16 protein-coding genes and 1 pseudogene are annotated in these 17,659 nt (G+C 73.8%); 11 read left to right on the forward strand and 6 right to left on the reverse strand.

The genetic code is table 11. The annotated features are described in order from the left end of the window. The first annotated feature begins 120 nt into the window (after nt 1-120). Nucleotides 121-1,620, forward strand: coding sequence for an FG-GAP-like repeat-containing protein (locus tag DMH12_RS06415; protein WP_125490570.1), 1,500 nt, complete (start codon nt 121-123; stop codon nt 1,618-1,620). Nucleotides 1,621-1,650: 30 nt separating this feature from the next. On the opposite strand, the gene DMH12_RS06420 is transcribed toward DMH12_RS06415, so the two are convergent. Next, complete coding sequence (locus tag DMH12_RS06420; RefSeq protein ID WP_125490571.1) at nt 1,651-2,793, reverse strand: PP2C family protein-serine/threonine phosphatase; 1,143 nt, start codon at nt 2,791-2,793, stop codon at nt 1,651-1,653. A gap of 180 nt (nt 2,794-2,973) precedes the next feature. Between DMH12_RS06420 and DMH12_RS06425 the strand changes: the two are divergent. Next, nucleotides 2,974-3,117 (forward strand): annotated as a pseudogene (locus DMH12_RS06425) (serine/threonine-protein phosphatase); the annotation flags it as partial. Nucleotides 3,118-3,349: 232 nt separating this feature from the next. Further along, nucleotides 3,350-5,707, forward strand: coding sequence for a SpoIIE family protein phosphatase (locus tag DMH12_RS06430; protein WP_125490572.1), 2,358 nt, complete (start codon nt 3,350-3,352; stop codon nt 5,705-5,707). A gap of 30 nt (nt 5,708-5,737) precedes the next feature. Here DMH12_RS06430 and DMH12_RS06435 read toward each other — a convergent pair whose 3' ends face one another. The 3 genes from DMH12_RS06435 to DMH12_RS06445 all read right to left on the reverse strand — a co-directional run bounded on the left by DMH12_RS06435 (nt 5,738) and on the right by DMH12_RS06445 (nt 9,275). After that, complete coding sequence (locus tag DMH12_RS06435; RefSeq protein ID WP_125490573.1) at nt 5,738-6,391, reverse strand: pyridoxamine 5'-phosphate oxidase family protein; 654 nt, start codon at nt 6,389-6,391, stop codon at nt 5,738-5,740. Continuing rightward, on the reverse strand, nt 6,388-7,686 hold the full coding sequence (locus DMH12_RS06440) for a globin domain-containing protein (protein WP_260474113.1): 1,299 nt from the start codon (nt 7,684-7,686) through the stop codon (nt 6,388-6,390). Before DMH12_RS06440 ends, DMH12_RS06435 begins: the two co-directional genes overlap by 4 nt. Nucleotides 7,687-8,087: 401 nt before the next feature. Beyond that, the gene (locus DMH12_RS06445; protein WP_260474114.1) at nt 8,088-9,275 is read right to left on the reverse strand and encodes a serine hydrolase; all 1,188 of its coding nucleotides are present in this window, start codon (nt 9,273-9,275) and stop codon (nt 8,088-8,090) included. Nucleotides 9,276-9,428: 153 nt separating this feature from the next. Here DMH12_RS06445 and DMH12_RS06450 point away from each other — a divergent pair, with 153 nt between their 5' ends. Next, nucleotides 9,429-10,031 (forward strand): hypothetical protein, encoded by a 603-nt coding sequence (locus tag DMH12_RS06450; protein WP_125490575.1) that lies wholly within the window; start codon nt 9,429-9,431, stop codon nt 10,029-10,031. Nucleotides 10,032-10,148: 117 nt separating this feature from the next. Beyond that, the gene (locus tag DMH12_RS06455; protein WP_125490576.1) at nt 10,149-10,727 is read left to right on the forward strand and encodes a dihydrofolate reductase family protein; all 579 of its coding nucleotides are present in this window, start codon (nt 10,149-10,151) and stop codon (nt 10,725-10,727) included. Nucleotides 10,728-10,751: 24 nt separating this feature from the next. On the opposite strand, the gene DMH12_RS06460 is transcribed toward DMH12_RS06455, so the two are convergent. After that, nucleotides 10,752-11,150, reverse strand: coding sequence for a hypothetical protein (locus DMH12_RS06460; protein ID WP_125490577.1), 399 nt, complete (start codon nt 11,148-11,150; stop codon nt 10,752-10,754). Between the two features lie 185 nt (nt 11,151-11,335). Between DMH12_RS06460 and DMH12_RS06465 the strand changes: the two genes are divergently transcribed. The 4 genes from DMH12_RS06465 to DMH12_RS06480 all read left to right on the forward strand — a co-directional run bounded on the left by DMH12_RS06465 (nt 11,336) and on the right by DMH12_RS06480 (nt 15,125). Then, nucleotides 11,336-12,115 carry a FadR/GntR family transcriptional regulator gene (locus DMH12_RS06465; protein WP_125490578.1) on the forward strand — a complete coding sequence of 260 codons (780 nt, stop codon included), beginning with the start codon at nt 11,336-11,338 and terminating at the stop codon, nt 12,113-12,115. Beyond that, entirely contained in the window at nt 12,116-13,261 is a 1,146-nt protein-coding gene (dgoD, locus tag DMH12_RS06470) for a galactonate dehydratase (protein WP_125490579.1), read from the forward strand. Nucleotides 13,262-13,378: 117 nt separating this feature from the next. After that, nucleotides 13,379-14,011, forward strand: coding sequence for a bifunctional 4-hydroxy-2-oxoglutarate aldolase/2-dehydro-3-deoxy-phosphogluconate aldolase (locus tag DMH12_RS06475; RefSeq protein WP_125490580.1), 633 nt, complete (start codon nt 13,379-13,381; stop codon nt 14,009-14,011). A gap of 124 nt (nt 14,012-14,135) precedes the next feature. Beyond that, nucleotides 14,136-15,125, forward strand: coding sequence for a sugar kinase (locus DMH12_RS06480; protein WP_125490581.1), 990 nt, complete (start codon nt 14,136-14,138; stop codon nt 15,123-15,125). Between the two features lie 22 nt (nt 15,126-15,147). On the opposite strand, the gene DMH12_RS06485 is transcribed toward DMH12_RS06480, so the two are convergent. After that, nucleotides 15,148-15,822: a hypothetical protein gene (locus tag DMH12_RS06485; protein WP_125490582.1), complete on the reverse strand. Its 675-nt coding sequence runs from the start codon at nt 15,820-15,822 to the stop codon at nt 15,148-15,150. Nucleotides 15,823-16,132: 310 nt separating this feature from the next. Between DMH12_RS06485 and DMH12_RS06490 the strand changes: the two genes are divergently transcribed. Beyond that, entirely contained in the window at nt 16,133-16,651 is a 519-nt protein-coding gene (locus DMH12_RS06490) for a DUF2269 family protein (RefSeq protein ID WP_125490583.1), read from the forward strand. Further along, nucleotides 16,648-17,649 (forward strand): zinc-binding dehydrogenase, encoded by a 1,002-nt coding sequence (locus DMH12_RS06495; RefSeq protein ID WP_125490584.1) that lies wholly within the window; start codon nt 16,648-16,650, stop codon nt 17,647-17,649. The genes DMH12_RS06490 and DMH12_RS06495 overlap by 4 nt, the downstream gene beginning before the upstream one ends. Nucleotides 17,650-17,659: the final 10 nt, after the last annotated feature.

Genomic DNA, 17,659 nt, shown 5'->3' on the forward strand with positions numbered 1-17,659 from the left:
GGGCGGGAGACGCACACGGTCGCACCCCGCTTCCGTGCCGGAGGCGAGGGGCTGCACGTCCTCGCCCGCGACGCGGCCGGCCCGTGGCCGTGGGCAGTTTCGGAGACCAGGGAGATTCCTGTGCGTCACCTCCGACAGGCGGCCGTCACGGCCACCGCACTCCTCACCCTCGGCGGCGGCGTGGTCGCCGCGGCCCAGGCCGCCCCGGCTGCCGTGCCCTTCCCGTCCATCGGGTGGCAGCAGCGGAACTGCGACTACGACGGCAACGGATTCGACGACGTGCTGACCGGCGCCCCCGGTGCGACGGTGAGCGGCGCCTCGGGCGCCGGCTACGTCACCGTGCAGTACAGCTCGCCGGGCGGTCTCAGCACGACGAAGAAGAGCGTGCTCCACCAGAACGTGTCCGGCGTTCCCGGCGGTGCCGAGGCCGGCGACGGCTTCGGCGGGGCCGTCGCCTCCGGTGACCTGGACAACGACGGGTACGACGACGCCGTGGTCGGCATCCCGGGCGAGGATCTCACCGGCCTGTCCGACGCGGGCGGCGCCGTCATCTTCTGGGGATCGCCGACCGGACTGCACGGATCCGACAGCACCTGGCTGGAGAACGACGACCCGCGGGCGGGCGCCCACTTCGGACGGGCCGTCGAAGCGGCCCGCTACTCCGCCCCCGACCCGGCGGACCCGAACGCCGACCCGCGGGACTCGCTCGCCGTCCTGGAGGACGACGCCCTGCTGTTCTTCACCCTCGCACCCGGCGAGGAGACGCAGCGGCCGACGATGTCCGAACGCGGCATACGGGCGACGGAATTCGCACCGCGGAGCGGCGGCTTCGAGTTCCGCAGTCTCAGCCACGGCAACTACAACGAGGACTCCTGGGCCGACCTGGCCGTCTCCGGCGTCACCACCGGGCAGCAACCGGGCGCCGGCACGGTGCACGTGCTGCACGGCGCGCCGGACATCGGCGCTCTCGGTGACGGGGGCACGTTCCCGGGCGGTCCGGCCGTCGTCTCCGGCGACTGGGACGGTACCGGGCAGGACGACCTCGTCATCGGTGACACGGGGGCCGGCGCGCCGAAGGGCGGCGGGATCACCCTCTATCTGGGCCGCGGCGACCTGTCGGGGCTCGAACCGGAGCCGGCGCAGTACTGGACCCAGGACTCGCCCGGCGTGCCCGGCACCGCGGAGGCGGGCGACCAGTGGGGCGCCGATCTGTCGGCCGGGGACACCGACGGCGACGGCCACCCGGACCTCGCCGTCGGCGCGCCCGGCGAGGACATCGCCAGCGTGCCCGACGCGGGTGCCGTGTGGGTGCTGCGCGGCGACCCGACCGGTTTCAGCGGCGCAGGGGTGAAGAGCTTCGACCAGCAGCTCGCCGCCATCCCCGGCGCGGCCGAGAAGTCGGACCGCTGGGGCGGCCAGGTCCGGCTCATCGACGCCGACAAGGACCGTCTCTTCGGGCTCCTGGCGGCGGCACCGGGCGAGAACACCGACGACGGCTTCATGTGGGTCGTACCCGCGTCGTCGTCGGGACTGGTCGCCCAGGGCACGTGGACCTACGACGGGGCACGTCTCGGGGCGCCGACGGCGAACGCGCGGTTCGGGGCGGCGATCGACGAGTAGACCTCGCGCGGGGAGGCTCCGGGTACCGGGCTACTCCGGTACCCGGCGCGGGGAGCGGCGGACGGCGAGGACCGCCAGGTCGTCCTGCGGGGCGCCCGCGGTGAAGGCGTGGACATCGTCGACGAGTGACTCGGTGAGCCGGCCGGCGGTGATGTCGGCCCGGTCGGAGAGGCGCGACTCCAGAGGGTAGAAGGCGCCCCCGGCCGAGCGGGCCTCGGTCAGGCCGTCGGTGCACAGCAGCAGGGTCGCTCCGGCCGGGAACGGGAACCAGGACACCGTGCGCACCTCCTCGACCAGGTCCGCCAGGCCGAGCGGGGTGTGCTCCGTCCCCGAGCCGACGGCGGTGACGGTCCCGTCGTGCAGCAGGTACGGCGGGACGTGGCCGCAGGTGACGAGCTGGGTCTCGGTACCGGCGTCCACCCCCAGGACGACGGCGGTGACGAATCGCTGCGGCTCGCCGCGCTGTTCCGCGTAGTCGTTGTGGCGGACCACCGCCGCCTCGAGCGAGTCGACGAGGGCCGTCACCGTCGGTTCGCGGTGGGCGGCCTCGCGGAAGGCGCCGACCACGTCGATGGCCATGCCGACGGCCGCGAGCCCCTTGCCCTGGACGTCGCCGATGAGCACCCGGGTACCCCACGGGGTGGCCGCCACGTCGTAGATGTCGCCCCCGACGAGTTTGTCCTGCTGCACGGGCTCGTAGACGCCGTCCACGAGTACGTCGTCGGTGAGCAGCGGCAGCGGACGCAGGATCTGCCGCTGCATCGCGGCCGCGGTCGACCGCAGCCGTACCAGCGCCCCCTCGCGCGAGACACGCAGCCGGGACGCGTAGACGGCCAGCACACCGAAGCCGACGGCGAACAGGGCCAGCACCACCCGGTCGGCGATCCGTTCCCCGGACAGGGCCACGGGCACCACGACGACGACGCTCACCCAGGTGGAGACCATCGCCGTCTGACCCGGGGTGCACAGCGCGGCGGCGAAGGCCGGCAGGAACACCAGCAGCCCGAGCAGGAGGACGGCGGTCCCGGTCAGCACCCCGAGGACGATCGTCACCACCGTCGCCGCCACCGTCACCAGGACGACGGTGCGCGTGGGTGGCGTACGGACGCCGTCGTCCCGGTCCGCGAGGTCGTCCTCCCCGGAGGCCGGCGCCGCGCGCGTCGAACGGAACATGCGGGCATCCTCCAACGGCGACGTGTCGGACCGGGCGTGTGCCGCACGCGGCGACGTACGGGCGGCACCGATCATCCAATCCGGTCGGCACGGCGGGCAGAGGCTGGCCGTACCCGCTCCGAAGTGCGCCCGTACGGGTGGCCGCTGCGCCGCCTCTCCGCCGGTGCGGGAGGACCGGGGATGCTCGCCCCGGTCCTGGTCGGTGCCAGCCTCGTCGTCCTCTGTGTCGTGCGGGAGCGCCGGGCGAAGGAGCTGAGGCAGGTCCGGCACGTGTCCGAGGCCGCCCAGCGCGTCGTCCTGCCGCCGCTCCCCGGGCAGCTCGGAGCCGCCTCCGGCGCGACCTGATGCACCACGTCGACGGACACCTGGACGACGCCGCCGCCGTGATCGTCATAAGGCGCTCCGCCGCGTTCGGGGTGTGACCGGCCGGGCCGGGCCGGAGGCCAGCCCGCTCGACGGCGCGGGCCCTCGACTGACCTGCGGAAAGGCGAAGGTTCCGGCATCGCGCCATGATGGGTTCACCGGCCCGACAGGAGGCGGTGGACCCGACATGGGTATGAGCAGGGCAGACGACCGGGCGTCGCCCGCCGGGGTGGCGGCCGCGCTGATCGATCGTCGAGGTGTCCTGGTCGGCTGGTCCCGGGCCGCGGAGGAGCTCCTGGCGCGGCCGGCTGCGGACGTCCTCGGCCGCTCCGTTCTCCGCCTGCTGGCCGAGCCCTGTGCGGCCACCGCGGGCCGGCCGCCGGACAGCGGCGACACCAGGCTGCTGTGCGGTTCCGGCGAGGTGATCACGGTGAGCTACCGCGCCGAGCGGCTGTACGGCGCCGGGCCCACCCTGATCCTGGCCGTCGAGGCGGACCGCGCGGCCGGCCCCGCGCGGGACGAGCCGCTGGCGCGGGCGCTGCTCGGCCAGGACCTCATCGGCTTCGTCCTCCGGGACACGGATCTCGCCGTGGTGCGGACCAACCTCGTTCGCGGCGCAGCGGGCCCCGCACTCACCGTGGGAAGCCGGCTCTCCGACGTGATGGGCGCGGACGACGCGGCCGAGGCGGAAGCCGCGCTGCGGGGCGTACTGGAGACCGGAGTGCCCTCCGTGGCGCGCGAGCAGCGGGTGAGGTCGACCCGGCCGCCTTTCGGTGACTGGTCGCTGTCCGTCTCGGCCGTGCGGACGGAGGACGAGGACGGGCGGCCCACGGGCGTCGCGGTACTGATCACCGACGCGACGAGGCACTGGCAGGCCGAATGCCGACGCGAACTGCGCCACCGGGCGTCGGCCGAGATCGGAGGCACCCTCGACATCGGCAGGACCGCTCAGGACATCGTCGACACGCTGGTGCCCGACTTCGCCGATGTCGCCTGGGTCGACCTGGCCGACGCCGTCCTCACGGGAGAGGAACCGCCCAAGACCTTCGGCGGGGGCGACCTCCATCTGCGCAGGGCCGCGAACCGTATCGCCCACGGCCCGTGGCCACCCGGCATGCTCCAGCTCGGCGAGGTGGTGCCGGCCTTCCCGGACGTGCCGCTCGTCCGGGAACTCCAGGAAGGCCACACCATCACGGTGGACCGGGCCGGCCTGGAGCGGCTTCTGAACGACCCCGCCCACGTCCGGGTCGCGACACCCGATCGTGGTCACTCGATGGCCGTGGCCCCGCTCTTCGCCCGCGGCCTGCTGCTGGGGGTGGTGGCCTGCTGGCGCACCGACCACGTCGAGCCCTTCGACGAGGAGGACGCCGCCCTGCTCACCGAGATCGCCGCGCACGCCGCCCTCGGGGTGGACAACGCCCGGCGCTACACCCGTGAGCACCGTGCCGCCGTCACCCTCCAGAGGCGTCTCCTGCCGCAGACGCACACCTCGACCCGGGTCATGGAGACGGCGGGCGTGTACCTGCCCGCGGCGGGCGGCGCGGAGATCGGCGGCGACTGGTTCGACACGATCCAACTGCCCTCGATGCGCACCGCCCTCGTCGTCGGGGACGTCATCGGCCACGGGCTGCATGCCACCGCCACCATGGGCCGGCTCCGCACGGCCGTGCAGACGCTCGCCGACCTGGAACTGCCCCCCGACGAACTGCTCACCCACCTCGACGACCTGGTGACCCGGCTGGCCGCCGAGGAGGATCCGGCGTTCCGGGACGTGGTCGGCGCCACCTGTCTGGTGGCCGTGCACGATCCCGTCGCCGGGCACTGCACGATGGCCGCCGCGGGCCACCCGCCGCCCCTCCTGGCCCTGCCGGACGGCCGCGTCGGTCCGGTTCCCGTGCGGCCCGGGCCGCCCCTCGGCGTCGGCGGCCTGCCGTTCGAGACCCGGAGCGTCGACGTGCCACCCGGCGCCGTCATCGCCCTGTACACCGACGGACTGCTCCGGCGCTACGGCGTCGACATCGACGGCTCCACTCGCGAACTCGCGAACCAACTACAGCAGTTGCGACGGGACGGGCACGACCTCCCTGCCCTCGCGCAGTCCTTGTCGAGCGGCGCCGGAAGGCAGCCCATGCCGGACGACTCGGCCCTCCTGCTCGCGCGCACCTCCGCCCTGGAGGCGGACGCCGTGGCCCACTGGGAGTTCCCGGCCGACCCGGAGGCCGTGGCCCGGGCGCGGGAGGCGGCCTCCGGCAAGCTCGCCGAGTGGGGACTGGCGGACAGCGCCTTCGTGACCGAGCTGATCGTCAGCGAACTCGTCACCAACGCCGTCCGGTACGCGGGCGGCCCCGTGGGGCTGCGGCTGATCCGTGACTCCGTCCTCATCTGCGAGGTCTCCGACCCCAGCAACACACAGCCCCGCATGCGCCGCGCACGCACCACCGACGAGGGAGGGCGAGGGCTGTTCCTGGTGGCGCAGCTCAGCCGCCGCTGGGGGAGCAGGTACGGACGGACCGGCAAGACCATCTGGGCCGAGCAGGAACTGTCCGGATGAGCGCGGCCGGGACGGCCTGCACCCGGCTGCCTAGTGTCCCATCGGCAGCGTGGGCGCCGGACGGAAGTGCCGGGACTCCCCGCGACGGGCCACCGGCGGGACGAAGTAGTCGCTGTCCTTGGGGCGGTCCGCCGCCAGTCCGCGGGGCCGGGGGGCCGGTTCGAGGTGGGGGATGTACTTCGAGCACTGCACGTAGGCTTCGTCCACCCTCAGGTGCACCCATACGGCGGGCTGCCGGCCGTGCGCCGAGTCGACGGGGAGATGCGGGTACACGCGACGCTGCTCGGCGTCCCCCACCAACTGGGCCGCCCCGTTGACGTGCAGCCCTATGTGATGGTGGGTGAAGTCGATGAAGAGCATGCCCATGTGCGGGTTCTCCAGGATGTTCCCGTTGCCCGCGTGGACCCCGTTGCCCCGGTACTCGGGGTAGGTCAGGGTGTGTGCGTCGAGGACGGTGACGAACCCGGGCGGCCCGGCCCGGAACCCGGTGTCGCAGTTGCCGCCGGCGTCGGCGGTCGAGAGGAAGACCATGGTCTGACGCCCGACGAAGTCGCGCATCTGATCGGTGAGACGGGGCTGGACCTGCCGGTCGTAGAAGGTCGCGGCCCGGTCGGCCGTACCCAGGTGGCTCTGCAGGAGGCGTTCGCCGGCGGAGCCGGGGCGGCCTGCGGGCCGGTCGTTCATATGCGGTTGTCCTCTTCCTTCTCCGGGTGGCCTGGATCCAGAGGGGCGTCCAGCACCGGAACGCCCAGCGGGTCGTGGTGGATCTGGGCGGGCGGCAGCCCGCACCGCAGGAGCACCTTCCGTGCGGCGGCGACCATGCCGGGCGGCCCGCTGAGGTACGCCTCCGTGTGGGCTCCGGTGCCCGAGGCCGCGATGACGTCCGGCAGGTTGCCCTCGGCGCCGGGAATGTGCTCGTGGGAAACGGCGGCCCGGACCGTCAGCCAGTGGTGCCGCTGGGACAGGCGCAGCATCTCGTCGAGCCCGTACAGTTCGTTGCCGGTGCGCGCGCCCACGAACAGGTTCACGTGGCGGCCCTGGAGCCGGTGCGGGTCGTTCGCGATCTCCTCGATCAGGGCCCTGATCGGGGCGAGTCCGGTGCCTCCCGCGGCGAGCAGCAGATCGCGGCCGGAGGGCGCGGACAGCACCATGTCACCCTCTGGCGGCCCCAGACGCACCATGTCGCCGATCCGCGCCCGGTACACCAGGGCGTGACTGACATGGCCGCCGGCGACGTGCCGGACGTGGAAGGTCAGGGTCGAGTCGGGCCGGGGGGCGTTGGCCGGTGAGTAGTGCCGCCACACCCGGGGACGCCACGGTGTCTCCATGCTGACGAACTGGCCCGCCTGGTACGGATACACGGGGTCGGTGGCGACCGTGACCTCGGCCAGCGCGTTGCCCAGGTGGCGGTGGCCGACGATCTGGGCGTTCCACACGGCGGGCCGGAGCCGGGTGTCGTCGTCCGCGGCCAGGATCATCGTCTCGGAGGCGATCCCGTAGGCCCGCTGCCAGGCCAGCGCGACCTCCGGGGTCCACGCGGGGCCGGTGAACCGGGCGAGCGTCTCCAGCAGGCATTCGCCCACCGCGGCGTAGTGCGCCGTCACGGCACCGAACTTGCGGTGGTCGCGCCCCAGGCGGGCGCAGAACTGGGCCAGGTGCTCGGGCGAGTCGACGAGGTCCACGATCCGTAGGAGGGCGCGCAGCAGGCGGTCCCGCTGGACGTCCATGTCCTCCGGGAAGAGGGAACGGACCTCGGGGTAGCGCACGAAGAGGATGGCGTAGAAGTACACGGCCAGTTCCCCGGCCTGCGGCTCGACCACCGCGACGCTGCGGCGGACGAGGTCGCACTCGTGCGGGCCCAGCGGCTGGGGGAGGGAGAGGGCGCCCTGCTGCGGCTGGTGGAACGGCTCGTTCGCGGCCTGCGGAGTGGGGGGACTGCCATACCCGTCGAGGTGGGCACGGTGGGTGCCGAGCGTCACGCGGCGCCTCGCGCGGGGGCTGACGGTGTTCTGAACGTCATGTCCTTGGGCCGGCCTTCCACGCTGCTGTCTTCTTTCACGTGCCCCAGAGTGCCCGGGTACCTCACAACTGAACATCAATCTTTGGGCAAGGCTTAACTCGGGGACGTCATCCCTTGCAAGCGGACGACGCGCTCAGAGGCTACGCACCCCGGCGTGTCGACCGGGTAGAGGGGTTGTGAGCAGATGATGGAGAGTTCGGGGGCAGCCCGGGCCGAGCCGGGGTTACCCGCGCGTAGCGCTGCTGGCTGCGGCGTTGTGGGATGACCGGCTCTGCGGGCGGAGGTTCGAAAGGGCAGCCGTGGGAGGCGAACGGGTCACCGGAATCTGCCCGACCGGGTCGCGCCGGGCAGAAAGCGGAACTACCGGTTTGAGGTGCGGCGGCCTTCGCACAGGGCGGTCTCGACGGCCGCTTCGATGTCGTCGCTCTGCGCGTCCGAGGCGCCCGGCCCGAGGTTGGCCATGACGGTCACCTGTCGGCCACGGGCGATGCCGGTGGCCGTCTCGTAGCCGAGGAAGTCGCCGGTGTGCCCCCAGTAGAGACCACCGCAGGGGAGCGGCGAGCTCTCCAGGCCGAGGCCGTAGGCGCGGCCGTCCGACCCGCCGGTCGGACGGGTCCGCATCATCTCCCGCTGCTGCGCCGGGCGCAGCAGCGCGCCGTGCAGGAGCGCCGCCATGAACCGGTTGACGTCGGAGGCGCTGGAGATCAGCTCACCGGCCGCGCCGCCGATCGTCGGGCTGACCGCGGTGACGTCCACGAGCGGCGCGTCCGGGCCGGGCCGGGCATACCCGCGCGGGTGCGGTCCGGGGATGCCGGAGGCGTCGCCCGGCGCGAAGGTGTCGTGCAGGCGCAGCGGTCTGATGACGCGTCGCCGGATCTCGTCGCCGTAGGAACGGCCGGTGACCTTCTCGATGATCATGCCGATGACGAGGTAGCCGGTGTTGGAGTAGCGCCAGCCGGTCCCCGGTTCGAAGGTCGGGGGGTGGGCGAGCGCGATGTCGAGGAGGTCACGGGTGTCGCGGCGGGCCAGCGGGTCCGCGACGATCTCCTGCGGGCGGAGGTACTGGAGGAAGTCGGGCAAGCCGCTGGTGTGCTGGAGCAGTTGCCGGACGGTGATCGCCCGTCCGTCGTTTCCGTGCCCGCGGACGACGCCGGGCAGATAGCGCTCCACCGGCGCGTCGAGGCGCACGCGCCGCTCACCCGCCAACTGCAGCAGGACCGTCGCCACGAACGGCTTGGTCATGCTGCCGAGCCGGAACCTGCTGTCACCGCGCACCGGCGTGCGGCTCTGCACGTCGGCGACTCCGCTGGTGAGCACCGTACCGCCGCCGCGCCCGGTGCGTACTTCGGCGAGCGCTCCGGGCGCACCGTCGACCGTGGTGATGCGCTGCAGGACGGCGCGCAGCCGGGCGTGGTCCGACGTCCGGGCGTGGTCCGATGCGGGGGAGGCCGGGAGGGCGCTGCCTGCCGACGCGCTGCCCGCGACCCCGATGGCCATGGCCATGGCCAGAGTGAGTAAGCCGCCTCGCGCTCGCCCGGGTTCGGTCATGTGGACTCCTTGGTCGTCGAGGCCGCCGTGCCGGCGCCGTACCAGGATGTCCACGGCGGGCGAGCCGGTGCGATGGGGCGACCGGCAGCATGCGGGGTGGTGTTAACCCCCGACCGGGTACCACGCTCGCGACACCGCGCATACATTGAACTGATGCGACACAACTGGCAGTTGCATGCCGGACGGATCCTGGGTGCAGCGTGCGGTGCCGCGGCCGGCGGGTGCACCGGTGCCGCGATCGGCTCCTGGACCGAAGCCCTCGTCGGCACCTACGGCGGCTTCGTCGGCGGGACCACCATGGGCAGCGGACTGGCCCGTTCGGTGGCCGGTGCCGACGACGAGCAGCGCCGTGCGGGGATCGCCGGGCTCGGTTACGGCGCCGGTGCCGTCCTCGGGGCCCTGCTCGGCCTCTGGCTCGGCACGATGGGCATCGACCGCCTGCCGCCGATGGCCGGCTTCTTCGCCGGGCTCGCCCTCGGCAGTCTCGTCGTCGGACTCGCCGTCGCCCGCCTGGTACGGGTGGAGATGCTGCCGCCCGCACTGCCGGGCCTGCTCACCACGGCGGGCGCCGGAGGCGGCGCCTGGCTGGGGACGGTACTCGGCCATCCGGTGGCCGTCGCGGGCTGGCTCGTGATCGGCTCAGCGGCGGGCCTGTCGCTCACCCTCCTCCTGTTCCGCGCGCTGGAGCGGGCCGTCGCCGACTACGTCGATCACGGGGGCGCGGGGTACGACGAACGGCGCGGCAACCGGCTCTAGACCCGGCCCACCTCGGGACCGGCCCTCATCCGGTGCGATCCCGGCCGATGACTTGCACCCCGATCGCCGGTCTGTATCTCCAGGACGCCGTCAGCGAACGCACTCCAGGAGCGGATCATGACCACCACCTACACGTTCGACGTCTTCTCCAGCCTCGACGGCTTCGGCGCCGCCGGGGGAGACTGGACCGGCTACTGGGGCAAACAGGGCCCCGAGCTGCTCGACCACCGCCTCGCCCTGTACGACGAGGAGCAGCGGATGGTCTTCGGAGCCAACACGTACCGGGCGTTCGCCCAGATGCTGGCCGAGAGCACCGAGGGGTCCGACGTGCGCGACCCCTGGGTCACCCGGATGCGGAACCTGCCGACGACCGTGGTGTCGACCACGCTGGAAGGGCCCCTCGACTGGCCGGACGCGACCATCGCGAACGGTGACGCCGTCGACGTCGTCGCCCGGCTCAAAGAGGAGTCCGAGGTGCCCCTGCGCTCCCACGGCAGCCTGTCGATGAACAGGGCCCTGATGGCCGCCGGCCTGGTCGACCGCGTCCAGGTGACGCTGTTCCCGGTGATCACGGGGAAGAGCGGGCTCGACCCGGTCTTCCAGGGCGCGGACGACTTCGATCTCGAACTGATCGACCGGCGGACGCTCGACGGCCACATCCAGGAACTGGTCTACCGGCCGACGCCGCACGCGTGAACCGGTCGCCGCGGCGCACCGGGGTCAGTGGCCGTGCGGCCGGAGCCACCCCGGCCGGTGGAGGGACGGCCTGCGGTGCCCCGCAGGCTCGGCCGTGGGCGCGGCGGGGGCGTCCTGGCCCTCCAGGCGGCCGGCGAGTTCGTCGCGCTCCGCGTAGGCCTGCCGGGCGGCCAGCCGGTCCGTGCGGCGCTTCTTGCTGCGGTGGCGGGCCAGCACCGTCCCGGCCAGCAGCATCCACATGCCCAGGCCGAAGATCAGGGTCAGCGCGATACCCCCGAGGAACGCCCCCAGCGTGCTGATCGTGAAGGGCTCGGCCCCCATCAGGGACACCGTGTAGTCCGGACCGCCGGACAGGTTGTCCGCGATCAGCAGGCCTGTGAAGGCGGCGGCGCCCGCCATCAGCAGGAGACCCAGCACCAGCATGGTTCTCACCTCGTCGCATCTGGATGTCCTCCAGACGGGTTACCGGGAGGAATGGGGCAAAACGTGGCGTGCCTGTCAACCAGATGAAACCACCGTCGCACTCTCTGATTAAATTAGTAATAATGGACCACCGTCGGCCGTCGACGAGCACCTGACCCCGCCCCGTACCGGAAGGGCCGCACGACATGACGCCCTACGCCCGCCGCGGCGTACACGGCCAGACCGTGGAAGCCCTCGCCCGCCGCATCCTGAGCGGACGGATCCCCGAGGGAGCCACGCTCGACCTGGTCGCGCTCCGGAGCGAGCTGGACGTGAGTCTGACCGCGCTGCGCGAGTCGCTGAAGGTGCTGGCCGCCAAGGGCATGGTCGACGCCCGGCAGAAGCGCGGCACCTTCGTCCGCTCCCGCGCCGACTGGAACCTGCTCGACGCCGACGTCCTGCGCTGGCGGTTCGAGGGCGGCGGCAGCGCCGGCTCCGACCTCGCGCTGCTGCGCGACCTCGCCGAGGTGCGGGCCATCGTGGAACCGGCCGCCGTCCGCCTCGCCGCCGGCCGCCGCACCGACGACGACCTCGCCGCGCTGGGCGCCGCGCTGGCCGCGATGGGGGAGGAGGACCCCGACCCGGCCCGCGCCGTGGCGGCCGACCTCGCGTTCCACCGGGCCCTGCTCGCCGCCACCCACAACGAACTCCTCGAACGCATGGAGATGGTGATCTCGTCCGGGCTCGCCCACCGCGACCGCATCGTGCACAGCTCCCCGCACAGCGGCGACCCGGTACCGGCCCACCGGGCGGTCCTCGACGCCGTCCGCGACCGCGACCCGCGGGCTGCGGAGGCGGCCATGCGCGCCCTGCTCGATCAGGCCGGCCGCGACCAGGAGCGCATAGGCAATCCCGATGGCATGCGCGACCCCGACAGCACAGCCGTCACCGGCAACGCCGGCCACACGGAAAGGCAGCCCCGCTAAGTGAAGATCACCCGCATAGAAACGTTCCTGGTCCCGCCGCGCTGGCTGTTCTGCCGCGTCGAAACCGACGACGGCGTGGTCGGCTGGGGCGAGCCCGTCGTCGAGGGCCGCGCCGAGGTCGTCCGCGCCGCCGTCGACGTCCTCGCCGAGCAGCTGATGGGCAAGGACCCCCTGCGCATCCAGGACCACTGGCAGATCCTCACCAAGGGCGGCTTCTACCGCGGCGGCCCCGTCCTGTCCAGCGCCGTCGCCGGCCTCGACCAGGCCCTGTGGGACATCGCGGGCAAGACGTACGGGGCACCCGTGCACGCCCTGCTGGGCGGCCCCGTGCGCGAGCGGGTCCGGGTCTACGCCTGGGTCGGCGGGGACGAGCCCGCCGCGCTCGCCGAGCAGATCGCCGCCCAGGTGGAGGCCGGCTTCACCGCGGTGAAGATGAACGGCGCCGGAGCCGTCTCACCCCTGACGACCCCCGCCGAGACCGCGGCCGTCGTCGACCGGGTGGCCGCCGCCCGCGAGGCCCTCGGGCCGGACCGCGACGTCGCCGTCGACTTCCACGGCCGCTTCACCGCCGCGAGCTCCCGCCGGGTCCTGGCCGAACTCGCGCCACTGCACCCGCTGTTCGTCGAGGAACCGGTCGTCCCCGAGCAGAGCCACCTGCTGTCCCGGCTCGCCGCGGCCACCGACATCCCCCTCGCCACCGGCGAACGGCTCTACGGCCGGAGCGAGTTCCTGCCCGTGCTCGCCGCGGGCGTCGCCGTCGCCCAGCCCGACCTCTCGCACGCCGGCGGCATCTCCGAGGTGCACCGCATCGCCTCGCTCGCCGACACCTACGGTGCCCTGCTCGCCCCGCACTGCCCGCTCGGCCCGATCGCCCTCGCCGCCAGCCTCCAGGTCGCCTTCGCGACGCCGAACTTCCTCATCCAGGAACAGAGCCGGGGCATCCACTACAACAAGAGCGCCGACCTGCTGACCTACCTCGTGGACACCGAGCCCTTCCGCTTCGTGGACGGACACGCGCCCCGCAGCGACGCGCCCGGCCTGGGCATCGACATCGACGAGAAGGCCGTACGCGCCGCCGACCGCGACGGCCACGCCTGGCGCAACCCGGTGTGGCGGCATCCCGACGGATCGTTCGCCGAGTGGTGAGGTCCGGTCACGCGACCGGGGTCCCGGCCAGCGGCGCGCTCCGGTGGCGTCCTACCCTGGCCGACGGCCGCCGCTGCGCGACGCCCGACCTGTAACACTCTGAGAAGGAGACCTCCTGTGGATCTGCGAGCGGCCCTGGCCGCCCACCGACTCGTCGCCATCGTGCGCGGAGCCGACGCCGACGCCGCGCTGCGCACCGTACTGACCCTGGCCGAGGAGGGCGTGGACCTCATCGAGGTGTCACTGACCGGCGAGGACGCCCTCCGGGTCATCGAGCGCGCCAGGGAGGCCCTCGGCCCCGACCGGCCGCTGGGCGCCGGCACGGTCCTCACCGCCGACGACGCGCGTGCCGCCCACCGGGCCGGCGCCGACTTCGCCGTCACCCCCGGCCTGGGCGAGGGCGTCCCCGCCGCCCGCGAGCTGGGCATGCCGGTGCTGGCCGGCGTCATGACGCCCACCGACATCCTCACGGCACGCACCCTCGGCGCCACGGCACTGAAGATCTTCCCGGCCGCCCAGGCCGGCGGTCCCGACTACGTCAAGGCGCTGCGCGGACCCTTCCCGCACGAACCGCTCGTGCCCGTCGGCGGTGTCGACGAGGTGGCCGCCCGCGCCCATCTGGCGGCCGGCGCCACCGCCGTCGGCGTAGGCTCCCCGCTGATCGGCGACGCCGCGGACGGCGGCAGCCTCGACGTCCTCCGCGCCCGTGCCCGCGCCTTCCGCGCCGCCGTCCGGGAGGCCCGGCCGTGACCGCCGCACCCGGCCCGGACAGCGCGCCGGCGCGGACACCGGACCGGTCGCCCCGCGTCCCCGGCGCGGTGGCACCGGTCGCCTGCCGGCCCGGACCCCGGGCCACGGCGTCGGGGGCGCGGACATGAGTGCCGCGAGCCCCTGGCGTCCCGCACCGGGTCCCGTGGTCTGCGTGGGGGAGACCATGGCGGCCGTGTCGCCCGCCCCGCCCGACACCCTGGACGGCGCCGAGTCCGTGCGCCTCTCGGTGGCGGGTGCCGAGTCGAACGTCGCCATGTACCTCGCCGACCACGGGCTGCCCGTCTCCTGGCTGTCGGCCGTCGGTGACGACGCGCTCGGCCGACGCGTGCGGGCGGCCGTGGGGGAGGCGGGCGTGGACGTCTCGGGCGTGCGGACCGACCCGGCCCGGCCGACCGGACTGCTGGTGAAGGACCCGGGCGCCGAGGGCACCCGCGTGCACTACTACCGGAAGGGCTCGGCGGCCTCCGCCCTGGGCCCCGGCGTCCTGGACGACGACCGGCTCGGCGGGGCCGCCCTCCTGCACCTGACCGGCGTCACCCCGGCACTGTCCGGTTCCTGCCGGGCCCTGGTGGAACGGGCGCTGCACGCGCCGCGTGCGGAGCGTCCCCACGCGGTCAGTTTCGACGTCAACCACCGCGCCGCGCTGTGGCCGCCGGACACCGCCCCCTCGGTACTCCGCGACCTGGCCGACCGCGCCGACATCACCTTCGTCGGCCTCGACGAGGCACAGGACCTGTGGGGCGCCGGGCTGACCGCCGCCGATGTCCGCGGGCTGCTCGGCGGCCCCCGCGTGCTCGTCGTCAAGGACGGCGGGCGGGGCGCGACCGCGTTCACCGAGGACGGCGCGTGCACGGTGCCCGCCCTGAGGACGGACGTCGTCGAACCGGTGGGCGCGGGGGACGCGTTCGCCGCCGGTTTCCTCGCCGGACTGTGGCGAGGAGCCGGCCTCACCCGGGCCCTGCGCCTCGGCCACATCACGGCGGCGTCCGCGCTGCGGGTGGTCGGGGACCACGGGCCCCTGCCCGACGCGGCCACGACCGAGGCGCTGCTGGACCTCACCGACGAGGACTGGGAGGCGCCCGCCCGGCCCTGACGCGGCCGGACGGATGCCTGCCTCAGGCGCCGATGTCGTACAGGACGAACTCCTCCCACGACCCGGTGATCTCGGCGGAGCGGGCCCGCAGCGCGTACTGGAGCGAACCGGTGTAGCCGTTCTCCATGGTGACGAAGAGCCCGTTCAGCGTGGACTGGAGCGCGTAGCGGTCGAGGCTTTCGTTGTAGAAGAGGACGAACCGCTCCCAGCCGCCCACACTCGTGGAGCGGGCGCGCAGGACGTTCTGCGCGCTGCCGGTGTAGTTCTTCTCCACCGCCACGTAGCGGTTGTTCGCGAGGGAACGCAGCGCGTAGGTCTGGGTGGCCTCGTCCCACTCGAAGGCGAAGCTCTCCCACGAGCCGCCGAATTCGGCGGAACGGGCGCGCTGCACGCCGGTGTTCGGGGCGGGGTAGTTCACCTCGGTCGCCACGAAGCGGTTGTTGCGGACCGACTGCACGGCCAGCAGCTCTGGCTCCGCGGCCGCCGCCGAGGCGCTGTCTCCGGCGGCGAGCGGGGCCCGTCGGGCGTCCGCGTCGTCGGTGATGCGCGCCAGCGCGGACGCGTCCACCGCCTCCCACCCGGCGGGCGCGGCGGCCGGCCGGTCGCCCACCGGTGCGGCCGCCGCCGCGGGAGCGGCCAGGGCGGAGGCCGCCACCAGGGCGCTCAGGGAGAGCAGGACAGAGGTCGTACGTCTCACAGGAATTCCTCGGTTTTCGTCACAGGGATACGATCCCCCCGAATTTCTCCGCACCCGTTCGGCGAAGCGTGATCAGCATAGGGATGCAGATGTGCGGTCAGGTACGGATGGAGTGGTATTCCGACGGAATTCGATCGGGATATCGCGGCATTCCGGATTCCGCGGTCTGCCGTTAATTCAAAGGCAACCCCGCGTTTCCGGCTGCTCCGGCCGAGGCACCGCGGACCCCGCCGCGTACGCCCGGCTCGGTAGCCGGGGTTACTCCCGCCGCCGGACGTCTTCGCGCCCCGGTCCCGGCAGCGTGGGAGGGGTGAAACTCAGCCGACCCGCACGCCGGGCCCTCCTCGTCGTCCACGTCGTCGCCTCCGCCGGCTGGCTCGGGCTCACCCTCGGGCTGCTGGCCCTCGGACTGACCGCGGCCGCCACCGCGTCCCCCGCCACTGTGGAGGCCGGTGTCCGCGGCATGAAGCTGTTCGCCGACTGGCTGCTGCTGCCTCTCGCCGTCCTCACCCTCCTCAGCGGAGTGGTGCTGGCCCTGGGCACGGCGTGGGGGCTGGCCCGGCACCGGTGGGTGGTCACCAAGTTCTGGCTGACCCTGGCCACAACGACCGCCACGGTCTTCGCGTTGCGTCCCGGCGTGAACGCGGCGTTCACCGCCGTCGCCGCGGGCGAGCCGCTGCCGGACGCCGGGGACGTGCTGTTCGGGCCGGTCGTCTCGCTGTCCGCCTACGTCTTCATGACGGTGATCTCGGTCCTCAAACCGTGGGGACCCACGCGTCGCGGCCGCAGGCTGCGACGGGAGGGGGCGGTTCGTAGCATGACGTCATGAACGGCACAGTCCCCGACGTGATGCGGGCGGCGTACATCGACGCCGTCGGACCGGCCGACGCCATCCGCCACGGCCCGCTCCCGGTGCCGCCGGTGGGACCCACCGACGTGCTCGTGCGGGTGTCGGCCGTGGCGGTCGACCCCGTCGACACCTTCGTACGGTCCGGCGCCTACGCCACCCCGCTGCCGCTGCCCTTCGTCGTCGGCCGCGACCTGGTGGGCGAGGTCGCCCTGGCCGGTTCCGGCGCGGCGGGCTTCACCCCCGGGCAGCGGGTGTGGTGCAACAGCCTGGGCCACGCGGGCCGGCAGGGATCCTTCGCCGAATACGCGGCGGTCGCCGCCGAACGCCTCTACGCGGCGCCGCCCGGCGTCGCCGCCGAACACCTCGTGGCCGCCGCCCACCCGGCGGCCTCCGCCTGGCTGGCGCTCTTCCGGCACGGCCGGCTGCGGGCGGGCGAGACCGTGTACGTCGGCGGCGGCGCCGGGAACGTCGGCGGCGCGGCGGTGGCGCTGGCCGCCCGCGCCGGGGCCCGGGTGGTCGCCACGGCACGCGCCGGGGACGCGGCGGCGGTCCGGGAGCTGGGCGCCGCCGAGGTCCTCGACCACCGGTCGCCCGGCCTCGCCGAGCGGGCGCGCCGGGCGGCGCCGGACGGCTACGACGTCCACCTCGACACGTCGGGGCACGGAGTGCTCGCCGACGCCGTGGAGTCGCTGGCCATGGGCGGACGACTGGTCGCGATGGTGGGGCTGGGCGGCGGGCCCTCCCCGCTGCCGGTGAGCCGGCTGTACACCAGGGACGCGAGCATCGTGGGCTTCGCCATCAGCAACGCCACGACCGCCGACCTCGCCGAGGCCGCCGAGGGCGTCGTGGGCGTGCTCACGGAGACGCCGTGGCGGCCGCGTGTCGCCGATCGGCTGCCGTTGTCGATGACGGCGGAGGCCCACCGCCGGCTGGAGGCCGGAGAGGTCCGGGGACGGCTGGTCCTCACACCCTCGTGACCGCGCCTCG

Origin of the sequence: Streptomyces sp. WAC 04229 (genome assembly GCF_003947455.1) — a bacterium.
GTDB lineage: Bacteria > Actinomycetota > Actinomycetes > Streptomycetales > Streptomycetaceae > Streptomyces.